General features: G+C 75.0%; 9 protein-coding genes and 1 pseudogene. 6 read left to right on the plus strand and 4 right to left on the minus strand.

Annotated features, from left to right (window positions below):
• Positions 1–145 precede the first annotated feature (145 nt).
• The 4 genes and pseudogenes from ACTHLI_RS03795 to ACTHLI_RS03810 form a co-directional block, all read left to right on the plus strand.
• Positions 146–982 (plus strand): annotated as a pseudogene (locus ACTHLI_RS03795) (aldo/keto reductase); the annotation flags it as partial.
• Between the two features lie 183 nt (positions 983–1,165).
• Positions 1,166–1,831 carry a lipoyl(octanoyl) transferase LipB gene (gene lipB / locus ACTHLI_RS03800; protein WP_440181673.1) on the plus strand — a complete coding sequence of 222 codons (666 nt, stop codon included), beginning with the start codon at positions 1,166–1,168 and terminating at the stop codon, positions 1,829–1,831.
• Between the two features lie 29 nt (positions 1,832–1,860).
• Positions 1,861–2,865 (plus strand): lipoyl synthase, encoded by a 1,005-nt coding sequence (lipA, locus tag ACTHLI_RS03805; protein WP_440181674.1) that lies wholly within the window; start codon positions 1,861–1,863, stop codon positions 2,863–2,865.
• Positions 2,866–2,985: 120 nt separating this feature from the next.
• The gene (locus ACTHLI_RS03810) at positions 2,986–3,498 is read left to right on the plus strand and encodes a gamma carbonic anhydrase family protein (RefSeq protein ID WP_440181611.1); all 513 of its coding nucleotides are present in this window, start codon (positions 2,986–2,988) and stop codon (positions 3,496–3,498) included.
• 106 nt (positions 3,499–3,604) lie between these two features.
• Here ACTHLI_RS03810 and ftsY read toward each other — a convergent pair whose 3' ends face one another.
• Positions 3,605–4,468 (minus strand): signal recognition particle-docking protein FtsY, encoded by an 864-nt coding sequence (ftsY, locus tag ACTHLI_RS03815; protein WP_440181613.1) that lies wholly within the window; start codon positions 4,466–4,468, stop codon positions 3,605–3,607.
• A gap of 89 nt (positions 4,469–4,557) precedes the next feature.
• Between ftsY and ACTHLI_RS03820 the strand changes: the two genes are divergently transcribed.
• Both ACTHLI_RS03820 and ACTHLI_RS03825 read left to right on the plus strand, forming a co-directional pair.
• Positions 4,558–5,442, plus strand: a complete 885-nt coding sequence (locus tag ACTHLI_RS03820; protein ID WP_440181614.1) for an NAD(P)-dependent oxidoreductase — start codon at positions 4,558–4,560, stop codon at positions 5,440–5,442.
• The gene (locus tag ACTHLI_RS03825) at positions 5,443–6,246 is read left to right on the plus strand and encodes a shikimate 5-dehydrogenase (protein WP_440181615.1); all 804 of its coding nucleotides are present in this window, start codon (positions 5,443–5,445) and stop codon (positions 6,244–6,246) included.
• 253 nt (positions 6,247–6,499) lie between these two features.
• On the opposite strand, the gene smc is transcribed toward ACTHLI_RS03825, so the two are convergent.
• From smc to ACTHLI_RS03840, 3 genes are all read right to left on the minus strand, one after another.
• Positions 6,500–9,889, minus strand: a complete 3,390-nt coding sequence (gene smc, locus ACTHLI_RS03830) for a chromosome segregation protein SMC (RefSeq protein WP_440181616.1) — start codon at positions 9,887–9,889, stop codon at positions 6,500–6,502.
• Between the two features lie 112 nt (positions 9,890–10,001).
• Positions 10,002–10,958 carry a hypothetical protein gene (locus ACTHLI_RS03835; protein WP_440181617.1) on the minus strand — a complete coding sequence of 319 codons (957 nt, stop codon included), beginning with the start codon at positions 10,956–10,958 and terminating at the stop codon, positions 10,002–10,004.
• Positions 10,959–11,058: 100 nt separating this feature from the next.
• Complete coding sequence (locus tag ACTHLI_RS03840; RefSeq protein WP_440181618.1) at positions 11,059–11,622, minus strand: hypothetical protein; 564 nt, start codon at positions 11,620–11,622, stop codon at positions 11,059–11,061.
• Positions 11,623–11,744: the final 122 nt, after the last annotated feature.

Consider the following 11,744-nt stretch of genomic DNA (forward strand, 5'->3'; position numbering starts at 1 on the left):
GACCGCCCCGTCGCTGCCTGTCGAAGCGAGACCGGCCTGCTCAGGTGCTGGGCCGCAGGAGGCGGAGGGCGGCGGGCGGCGGCCCCGATACGGTCACGGGGTGCAGACCACCTCCGTCGCCGGGCTCGACGTCACCGCGCTCACCATGGGCTCGGCGCCCGCGCCGACGCCGGTCGCCAGGGCCGTCGAGCTGCTCGACGAGGGCTGGGAGGCCGGGATCCGCGCGCTCGACGCCGCCGACGGCACCTCGGGAGGGGAATCCGCGGCGGGACGGTGGCTCGAGGAGCGGCAGCCGGAGGGGGTCGTCGTGCTCTCCGGCGTCGGCGCCGTCGTCGGCGAGGGCCGGGGCAGCGACCTCTCCCCCGTACGGCTCGAGGCGCACCTCGCCGCCGCCTCCCGTCGCCTCGGGCGGGTCGACCTCGCCTGGCTGCGGGGCTCGGACGCGGAGACCGCGATCGAGGACACCCTGCAGCCGCTCGCCGGCGCGATCGAGTCGGGGCGGATCGTCGGCTGGGGTGCCGGGGACACGGACGCGTGGCGGCTCGAGGCCATGCTGGCGGAGGCGGACCGGCTCGGCCTGCCGCGTCCCGCGTTCGTGCGGGTCCGCGTGAACCTCCTCGAGCGAGCCGCGCTGCGCGACCTGGCGCCGCTCGCCGCCGGGGAGGGGATCGCGCTGCTGGCGGGTGCACCGCTCGGCGCAGGGCGGCTCACCGGTCGGCACGTCGCGGCGGAGGAGGAGGCCGCCGCGGCGCTCCGCTTCGGTGCGCCGCGCGACGCGCCGGTCGACCCGGCGCTGGAGGCGCTCATCGCCCTCCGCGACCTCGCCCGAGACCTCGACACGACGCTCGAGGGCCTCGCGCTCGCCTGGCTGCAGGCGAAGGAGGCCGTCGCGTCGACGGTCGCGACCCCGCGCGCGAAGGCCGACTGGGACGCGGTGCACCAGTCGCTCGCCCAGCCGCTCGACACGGAGACCGTCGAGCAGGTCGAGTCCCTCCTCCCCTGTTTCACTTCGTCGTTCAGGAGTATTCGGCGCGGTGGAGCCGAATATCCTGAACGACGAAGGGGCGGGGGCGGAGGGATCCGAGGGGGTTCGCCGCGAGCTCCGCGGTGCGGACGCCGCCGGCGGGCAGCACGGCGCCCTCCTGCCACCCGCAGCGGACGTAGGGTGGCCGCGATGATGGACGTCGCTCTCCTGCGTCTCGCCCCGGACCTGCTCGACTACCACGAGGGCTGGGCGCTGCAGCGCCGGGTCCACGCGGAGGTCGTGGCCGGCACCCGCCCGGACGCCCTGATCCTCTGCGAGCACGAGTCGGTCTACACGGCCGGCAAGCGCACCGTCGACGACGAGCGGCCGACGGGCGGCGACATCCCGGTCGTCGACGTCGACCGCGGCGGCAAGCTGACCTGGCACGGGCCCGGTCAGCTGACCGGCTACCCGATCCTCCGGCTGCCGGACCGGCACGAGGTCGTCGCGTTCGTGCGCGACCTCGAGGCGATGATGATCGATGTCGCCGCCGCGTTCGGCGTGCAGGGCGAGCGGGTCGACGGCCGCAGCGGCGTCTGGGTCCGCACCCACGACGGCTTCGACAAGATCGGCGCGATCGGTCTGCGGGTCGAGCAGGGCGTGACCATGCACGGCTTCGCGCTCAACTGCAGCAACGACCTCGCGGCGTACGGCCCGATCGTCCCCTGCGGCATCCGCGACGCGGGGGTCACGACCCTCTCCGCGCTGGCGGGCCGCCCGGTCACGCCCGCGGACGTCGCTCCGCTCGTGCTCGAGCACTTCCAGCGCGGGGTGCTCGGCCACGCGCACGTCGAGGCGGCCGCATGAGCGGGGTCGTCCGGCTCCCCTCCACCGGCATGAGCCCCGAGCAGGAGGCCGCAGGCGCGGGCCATCGCCGCATGCTCCGGCTCGAGGCGCGCAACGCCGCGGTGCCGATCGAGCGCAAGCCCTCCTGGATCCGCACCACCCTGAAGCAGGGTCCGGAGTTCCAGGCGCTCAGGAACCTCGTGCAGGACGAGGGCCTGCACACGGTGTGCCAGGAGGCGGGCTGCCCGAACATCTCCGAGTGCTGGGAGGACCGCGAGGCCACCTTCCTGATCGGCGGCGCGCAGTGCACCAGGCGGTGCGACTTCTGCCAGATCGACACCGGCAAGCCCGCGGACTACGACACGGACGAGCCGCGCCGGGTCGCCGAGTCCGTGACGCGGATGCGGCTCCGCTACGCGACGGTCACGGGTGTCGCGCGCGACGACCTGCCCGACGAGGGCGCGTGGCTGCACGCGGAGACCGTGCGGGCGATCCACGCCGCGAACCCCGGCACCGGCGTCGAGATCCTCGCCACCGACTTCTCGGGGAACCCGGACCTGCTCGGCGAGGTGTTCTCCTCCCGGCCCGAGGTGTTCGCCCACAACGTGGAGACCGTGCCGCGGATCTTCAAGCGCATCCGCCCCGCGTTCCGGTACGAGCGCTCGCTCGGGGTGCTGACGCAGGCGCGCGACGCCGGGCTCGTGACGAAGTCGAACCTGATCCTCGGAATGGGCGAGACCGACCAGGAGGTGCTGCAGGCGCTCGAGGACCTGCACGCCGCCGGCACCGACATCATCACGCTCACCCAGTACCTCCGGCCGACGCCGAGGCACCTGCCGGTCGAGCGCTGGGTCACCCCCGCGGAGTTCGAGGACCTGAAGACCGCCGCGGAGGAGATCGGGTTCCTCGGCGTGCTCGCCGGCCCGCTCGTGCGCTCCTCCTACCGCGCGGGGCGGCTCTACGCGCAGTCGATGGCCGCCAAGGGCCGTCCGCTGCCGGAGGGGCTGCAGCACCTCGCCGACCCGGCCCTCGGGTTCGCGCAGGCGGTGGGCTGACCCGACACGCTCCTCCTGCGCCGCTCACGGACCCGTCCGGCGCGGAGGGCGCGTGTCGCCCAGCGGGGCAGAGCGCGGCGCATCAGCCGTTCGTCGGCCGGAGGCGCGAGGCTGGGCGCCATGGCTCTGATCCTGCCGTTCGACGGCATGCTCCCCGAGATCGACCCGTCCGCGTTCATCGCCCCGACCGCGACCCTCATCGGGCGGGTGCGGGTCGAGGCGGACGCGGTGGTGCTGTTCGGCGCGGTGCTCCGCGCGGACGTCGACACGATCGTGCTCGGCGCGGGCAGCAACCTGCAGGACAACGTCGTGGTGCACTGCGACAAGGGCTCCCCCACGACGATCGGCGCCGGGGTCAGCGTCGGGCACGGCGCGGTCGTGCACGGCTGCACGATCGGCGACGACGTGCTGGTGGGCATGAACGCGACCGTGCTGAACGGCGCGACCATCGGGACCGGCTCCCTCGTCGCCGGCGGCGCGGTCGTGCTCGAGGGCACCGAGGCGCCGGCCCGATCCCTCCTGGCCGGTGTGCCCGCGAAGGTGCGACGGGAGCTCACGGAGGAGGAGGTGGCGCGCATCCGCCGCAACGCGCGGACCTACCGCGAGCTGGCGGCCGCATACCGCGCCCAGTAGGTCTTCGCGGATCCGGAGATCCTCGGCGACACGCCGCGGATGCGCCTCCGGCACCGGGGTGTCGCGAGATCCTTCCGGATCCGCGAAGGGAATCCGGATCGGGGGCTCAGCCGACGAGGCCCTGCGCGAAGACGTGCGGGGTGAAGCCCGTGAGGTCCTGGATCCGCTCGCCCTGCCCGATCAGCTTGATCGGGATCCCGGTCTCGTCCTGGACCCGGAGGACGAAGCCGCCCTTCGCGGACCCGTCGAGCTTCGTGATCACGAGCCCCGTCACGCCCGCGGACTCGATGAACGCCTGCGCCTGCAGCACGCCGTTCTGGCCGGTCGTGGCGTCGAGGACGAGGAGCACCTCCGCGATCGGCGCGAGCTTCTCGACGACGCGCTTCACCTTGCCGAGCTCGTCCATCAGACCGCCCTTGGTGTGCAGGCGGCCCGCCGTGTCGATGAGCACGATCTCGGTACCCGTCCGCTGGGCGTACTCGATGGTCTGGTAGGCGACGGAGGCGGGGTCCTGGCCGGGGTGCTGCGGCCGCACCACCGCGGCGCCCGCGCGCTCCGCCCACGTCGCGACCTGCTCGACCGCGGCGGCGCGGAACGTGTCGGCCGCGCCCACCACGACGCTGCGGCCGTAGTTGCCGACGAACTTCGCGAACTTGCCGATCGTCGTCGTCTTACCGACGCCGTTCACGCCGACGATCAGCACGACCGCCGGCCGGTCGCTCAGGTGCAGGGTCGGGTCGAACCCGGCGAGCCGCTCCTCCACGTCCTCCCGGAGCATCCGCTGCAGGTCGCGCGGATCGGTGGTGTGGAAGCGCTCGACCTTGTCCTTCAGGTCGGCGAGCATCGACTCGGTGATGTCCGGCCCGAAGTCGGCACCGATCATCGCCGCCTCGAGGTCGTCCCAGGTGTCCTCGTCGATCGTCCGGACGGAGCCGAACAGGTTCCGCAACCGCGCACCGAATCCCGCCACGGGAGCCAAGGCTATGGGCTCCCGGCTCCCGGCCCGCATCCACCGGCGCGGGGCTACCGTCGGTGCGCTCCGACCCGGAAGGACCGCTCATGCCACTCACCCCCTCCGTCGCCCTGCTCGGCACCGGCACCATGGGCGTCGGCATGGCGCACTCGCTCCGCCGCGCCGGCCTGCCGCTGACCGTCTGGAACCGGCATCCGGAGAAGGCGGCGCCGCTCGCCGACGCGGGCGCGACCGTCGCGACCTCGCTCGAGGAGGCGGTCCGCGGCGCGCAGGTCGTCATCACGATGCTGTTCGACGAGGACGCGGTCGCCGCGGTGGCCGCCGAGGCACTGCCCGCGTTCGACGGCGGCACGATCTGGGTGCAGTCCGCGACCGTCGGCCCGGAGGGTGTCGCGCGCCTCGCCAGGCTGGCGAAGCCGCACGGGATCCCGTTCTACGACGCACCCGTCGTCGGCACCAAGCAGCCGGCGGAGGACGGCAAGCTCACCGTGCTCGCCTCCGGTCCGACGGTGCCGCGCGACGTCGTGACCCCGGTCTTCGACGCGATCGGCGCGAAGACCGTCTGGGTCGGCGAGGAGGCCGGACCGGCGAGCGCCCTCAAGCTCGTCGCGAACTCCTGGATCGCGACGATCACCGCGGGCACCGCGTTCGGGATCGAGCAGGCGAGGGCCTTCGGGCTCGACCCCGCGCTGTTCCTCGAGACCGTCGCGGGCGGCGCCGCGGACAGCCCCTATCTGCAGACCAAGGGCCGCACCATCCTCGAGGACCGCACCGCCGACACGCAGTTCGCGCTCGACGGGCTGCGGAAGGACCTCCGGTTGATCCTCGAGGCGGACCGCGCTGCACACGTCCCGACGACGCTCGTCGATGCGCTCCTCGAGCTGTACGGGAGCGCGTCGGATCGCGGGCTGGGATCCGCGGACATCTCCGCCGTCGCGGCGGCGTTCCGCGCCGACGGCCAGGATGGGTAGGTGCTGAACAAGGACACGAAGGTCTGCATCTCCCTCGCGGGTCGCCCGAGCAATCTGGGAACGCGGTTCCACAACTTCCTCTACGCGGAACTGGAACTCGATTTCCTCTACAAGGCGTGCACGACGCGCGATCTCGAAGGGGCGGTGCGGGGCGTGCGTGCCCTGGGCTTCCGGGGCTGCTCGGTCTCGATGCCCTTCAAGTCCGCGATCATCCCGCTGCTCGACGGACTCGAGGATTCCGCTCGCGACATCGACGCCGTGAACACCGTCGTGAACGACGACGGGGTGCTCACCGGATCGAACACCGACGTCGAGGCGGTCGCGGCCCTGCTCGCCGAGCGGGACCTCGACCGGGGCTCACGGGTCGTCGTCCGTGGCAGCGGCAGCATGGCGTCGGCCGTGTCGGCCGCCTTCGCGCGGGCCGGCTTCGGACGCACGACCGTCTGGGCGAGGAACGCGGAGGCGGGTCGCGCGATCGCGACCCGGGACGGCCACCGGTTCGCCGACACCGAACCCGATGACGCGGATGTGCTGGTCAACGTCACACCGATCGGCATGGCCGGCCCGGAGGAGGAGCAGCTCGCCTTCTCCCCCGACCTGATCCGCGGCGCCTCGGCGGTCGTCGACGTCGTCGCGGTGCCGGTCGAGACGCCGCTGATCCGCGCGGCGCGTGCGGCGGCCCTGCCGGTCATCACGGGGGCCGAGGTCCACGCGTTGCAGGCGGCGCTGCAGTTCGAGCGCTACACGGGCGTGGCGCTGACGCGGGAGCAGGTCGACCGGGCGCACGCGTTCGCGCGGGCCTGACCCTTTCTTACGTCGTTCAGGATTTCCTCGCATTCTCCGCGAGGATTTCCTGAAGACGCAAGAATGCGCCCGGAAGTGGGGATAGGCGCTTACCGCACTTCGGAATAGTTTTGTCCTACAGCCGCTACCCGAGTGGGGACGACCGAGAGGTCGGCTCCCGCAGCTCGAACGACTGCTCGCCGCGGCCGCCGTCGGCGCGCTGGGCCACCCCGCAACGGCTCCGCGCGACGGCGGACGCGGTGGGGAAACCGATTCAGCCGCGGGCCGCGAGCCGCTGCCCGACGACGGTCGACACGCCGTCCTGCCGCATGGACACCCCGTACAGCGCGTCCGCGATCTCCATCGTCCGCTTCTGGTGCGTGATGAGGATCAGCTGCGACGCGTCCCGGAGGGAGGACACGACCTCGAGCAGCCGGCCGAGGTTCGCGTCGTCGAGCGCCGCCTCCACCTCGTCGAGGATGTAGAACGGGCTCGGTCTCGCGGTGAAGATGGCCAGCAGGAACGCGACGGCCGCGAGCGAGCGCTCGCCGCCGGACAGCAGCGACAGCCGCTCGATCCGCTTGCCTGCGGGCCGCACCGCGACGTCCACGCCCGGCTCGTCGGCGCCCTCGGTGAGGGTGAGGCGGCCGCTCCCTCCGGGGAAGAGGACCGGGAAGATCTGCTCGAAGGCCGACTCCGTGTCCCGGTACGCGGCCGTGAAGATGTCGTGCATCCGTCGATCGAGGTCCTCCACGATCGTCAGCAGGTCGGCGCGGGTGCGGTGGAGGTCGGCGAGCTGCTCCCCGAGGAACGCGTGCCGCTGCTCGAGCGCAGCGAACTCCTCGAGCGCGAGCGGGTTCACCCGGCCCAGGCGCGCGAGCCGGCGCTCGGCCGCGGCGAGCCGGCGCTCCTCCTCCGACCGGTCGAGCTCCGCCACGGCCGCCTCGGCCAGCCCGTCGGCGTCGAGCCCGACCTCCGCGAGCGCACGGTCCCGCACCGCCTTCAGGGAGAGCTGCTGCTCGTAGACCCGCATGTCGAGATCACGCGCCCTGCGGTCCAGCTCCGCGGCTTCGGTCCTGGCCGCCAGGAGCCGGTCGCGGGCGCCGCGCAGCTCGGTCGCCTGCTCCGCGCGCTCCCGCTCGGCGAGCGCGAGCCGCGTGCGCGCCTCGGTCACGGAGGCGTCGACCGACGCCTGCCAGGCCGGCAGCTCGGCGAGCACCGCCTCCGCGGCCTCCCGCTGCAGCAGCCGCTCGGCGGCCCGGCGGGCGGCCCGCTCCGCCGCGCGCTCGGCGGCCTCCGCGCGGTCCTCGAGCGATCGGAGCCGGGCCCGCTCCGCGCGGAGCCGTTCCTGCAGGGTCTCCGCCTCCAGGCGCGCAGCCACCGCCGCCTCGCGGGCCGCGTCGAGCTCGGTCACGAGCGGCACCCGGGCTCCCCCGTCCACGACGGGCCGCTCCCGCCCGCGCGCCGCATCGACCGCTGCCGCGGCGGCGTCCCTCGCCGCGATCGCCTCCGCTCGCCGCGCCGCCGCCTCCTCCGCCTGCGCGGTCGCGCGCGCGAGCTCCGCGGCCGCGGCGTCCGCGGCGGCGACCGCCCCGGCCCGGCGGCGCTCCGCCGCGCGCGCCGCGTCGACGCGCTCCCGCGCACGGCGTTCGGTGGCCTCCACCTCGGCGCGGGCGGCGCGCTGCGCCGCCGCGGCCGCCGTCGCTCGGTCCCGTGCGCGCGCGACCTCGTCCGCCAGCCGCTCCGCCTCCCGTGCCGCGGCGTCCCGCTCCGCGGCCAGCTCGACGCCCGTCGACGCCGCGCCTGCGGTGCGCAGGCGGGCCGCGGTGACCAGCTCGCCGCTCGCGGTCGCCGCGACCAGATCCGTGTCCGCGACGACGACGGCTGCGGAGGCGAGGTCGTCGACGAGCACGACGCCGCGGAGCAGCGCCAGCACGCCGGAGGGGCCGCGGACGACCGACGCGGCCGGCGTCGCGCCCGCCGATGGGCCGGGCGCCCGCTGCGCGGCGTGCTCGGCGACGAGATCCACCGCGCCGAGCGGGGCGACGGCGCCCGCGGCCGCGACGGGGTCGGCGACGACCGCGGCGTCGAGCAGCGGGCCGAGCACCGCGCCGATCGCCGCGCGCCAGCGCGGTTCGATGTCGAGCACGTCCTGCAGCCGCCGCGCCCCGTCGACCGCGGCGAGCACGTCCGCCACCGCGGGCGGCGCCGCGGTCGCCGCCCGGAGCGCCGTGAGCCGCGCCTCCACCGCGCTCTGCTCGCGTTCGAGCGCGTGGAGCGCGGTCCGCGCCGCGTCGGCCTCGGCACCCGCGTCGCGCAACGCGTCCCGGCCGGCAGGGGCGTCCGCCGCCTCCACGTCCTCCGGCGCCTCCGGCAGCGCGGCGAGGGCCTCGGCCGCCTGCGCCGCACGCCCCCTGGCCGCGTCCGCGGCGGCGGCGCGCCGGGTCGCCTCCGCCTCGGCGGCGGCCGCTCGGGAGGCCGCCGACGCCGCATCCCGCTCGAGTGCGCCGATCGCGCGGTCGAACTCCTGCACGGCGGCCGCGTCGGCCGCGATCCGGCGGTCCACCTCGTCGAGCCGCTCCTGGGCGCGGGTCACGGCCTCCTGCGCGGTGCGGCGGGCGACCTGCAGCGACTCCGCACGCGCCTCCAGCGCTGCGATGGCGGCCGCCGCGTCCGCCCGCTCGGCGGCGCTCGGGCCGGAGGCGGCCGCGGGCACCTCGTCTGGTGCGAGCAGCGCGACCCTCGTCGCGACGGTCTGGGTCAGTGCGCGGAACCGCTGCTGCACGCCCTCGAGCTCGACCGCGGTGCGCCGGAGGGCGTCGAGGGCCTCACCGCCGGACGAGCGCTCGAGCGCCGTCGCCCGGGCCTCGAGGGTGCGCTCCGCGTCCTGGGCCACGTGCTGCGCCGCGTTCACCTCCGCCTGCTCGGCCGTGAGCATCGTGACGGACGCCACGAGGCGCGCGGCGTCGTGGGCGAGGAGCCTCGTCCGCGACTCCCGGACCGCGGCCTGGATCTCCCCCGCCTCCCGCGCGATCTCCGCCTGCGCACCCAACGGCTTCAGCTGCCGCTGCAGCTCGTCCTTCAGGTCGGTGAGCCGTGTGAGGTTCGCCTGCATCGCCTCGAGCTTCCGCAGCGTCCGCTCGCGGCGCCTGCGGTGCTTGAGGATGCCGGCCGCCTCCTCGATGAACCCGCGACGCTCCTCCGGGGTCGCCCGCAGCACCGCGTCGAGCTGCCCCTGCCCCACGATGACGTGCATCTCGCGCCCGAGCCCCGAGTCCGAGAGCAGCTCCTGCACGTCGAGCAGCCGGACCGCGCCGCCGTTGATCGCGTACTCGCTGCGCCCGTCGCGGAACAGGGTGCGGCTGATCGCGACCTCGCTGTACTCGATCGGCAGCGCGCCGTCCGCGTTGTCGATCGTCAGCGTCACCTCCGCCCTGCCGAGGGGGCCGCGGGTGGAGGTACCGGCGAAGATGACGTCCGCCATCGACCCGCCGCGGAGGTTCTTCGCGCCCTGCTCCCCCATCACCCACGCGAGGGCGTCGACCACGTTCGACTTGCCGGAGCCGTTCGGCCCCACGATGCAGGTCACGCCCGGTTCGAACGCGAAGGTGGTCGGCTGCGCGAACGACTTGAACCCCTTGAGCGTGAGGCTCTTCAGGTGCACGTCACGAGGCTACCGACCGGCGGCGACACCCGGCCCTGGCGCTCCGGGGGCCCGGCGCGGCTGATGGGGCAGCGCGCGCGGCCCCATCAGCCGCGGAGCGCCCCCGCAGCGATCAGGCGTGCAGCCGCTGGAGGACCTCCTCGCGGATCGCGGGCCGGGAGCCGAACGCGAGCAGGAAGTGCGCTTCGCGCCGGAGGCGGTCCGCGCGCGACCCGGCGAGGAGGCCGCGCGAGCCGTCGTGCGCGGCGAGGGCGCCCGCCGCGACGAGCGCGGTGGTCGAGCAGCCGGCCCTCGCTGACGGCAGGACGGCCGGATCGACCGTGCAGACGTGCTCGCGCGCGAGCCGGATCCCCTCGGCCAGCGACGCGGAACCGATCCAGTCCGCCGCCCTCGCCGCCACACCGAGCGCGAGCGCGCCGTTGGTCGCGAGTCCCGCCGCATCGGCGCGCGCCCACGCCTCCGGAGACACCGAGTCGAGCAGCCGATCCTCCGGCACGACGACGTCGTCGAACGCGAGGGTGACGGTCGCGGACGCGTTCGCGGCGACGAGCCGGGTCGGCTCGGCATGCATCCGCTCCCCGACGTCGACGAGCGCCGTCGTGACCCGGCCGTCGTCGTCGATCGCCGCGACCCGGAGGACGTCGACCGTCCCCCAGCCCGTGACCCACGGCGCGCTGCCCGTCAGCACGAGGCGGGCGCCGGCCCTGCGCAATCGCAGCGGATCCGGTCCGCGCACGGCGGTGATGGCGAGGCCGGCCCGGAGGCGCCCGGAGGCGAGCTCCGGCACGAGGTCGGCGACCGGACCCTCCGCGGCCGCCGTCGCGGCGAGCGCGCCCTGGTGCTGCAGCCACACGAACGCGGTCGCGAGGCAGCCACCGGCGAGCGCGGCGGTCACGTCGAAGCGGGTCGCGAGGTCTGCGCCGGCCGCGGCGAGGCCGGTCAGCCCGGCGGCGTCGAGCGCGGCGAGGTGCGCGTCCGGGATGCGCTCGGCCCCGTCCACGGCGGCGGCGTCCGGGAGCAGCACCTCCTCCGCGAGCCGGCGGGCGGTCTCGACGGGATCCTGCGGCACACCACCATCGTTCCATCCCGCGCTGCTCAGCACCCTCGCGCGGGAGGAGGACCTCCCGCGCGAGGGTGCGCACCGCGCGTCGGCGCGGCGGGGCTGCGGATCAGCTCGACTTCGCGGCGCAGTGCTGCTGGAACCGGGCCTGCACGGTCTTGACGTTGTTCTCGATCGTCGTGCCGTAGTCGCCCGCGAGCGCCTTCTGCTCGATCTGCTGCGCCTCCGCCTTCCGCTCCGTGCTCTTCGCCGGCATCCCGCGCAGCGTCTTCAGGTCGGCGCGCAACGAGGCGGGCAGCTCGGCCGCGAGCGCACGCCGAACGGCCTTGCCGCCGCCCGCGATGCGCGCGATCTGCTCCGCCTGCACGCCGTAGCCGCCGGTCAGCGCCTTCTCGCGGATCGCCTTGCGCTCGGCCGCGCGAGCGGTGCCCTTGGGCTCGGAGCGGAGGGTCTTCAGGTCGGCCCTCAGCTGCTTCGGCATCGCGCCCACCAGCTCGGCGCGCAGGTGCAGCGCGCACGCGGCGGCGGTGCTGGACGGGCTGCTGGAGGGGGTCGGCGTCCCGTCGTTCGTCGCCGCCATCGCGGCGGTCCCGCCGCCGACGGCGAGCAGCACCGCGGTGCCGGACGCGATGAGCACGGTCTTGCGGCGGACGGTGCGGAGGGGGTTGATCACGGTGGTCTCGTCTCTCGTCGAGGGGTGTTCTGGCCGGGCGCTCTCGCGGCCGGTGCAAGGAGTGTGCGGGCGCGGTGCCCGGACGGTGTGCGGGGAATGTTCGAGGCGTGTAAACCGCGCAG

Origin of the sequence: Amnibacterium sp. (assembly GCF_051956055.1) — a bacterium.
Lineage (GTDB): Bacteria > Actinomycetota > Actinomycetes > Actinomycetales > Microbacteriaceae > Amnibacterium.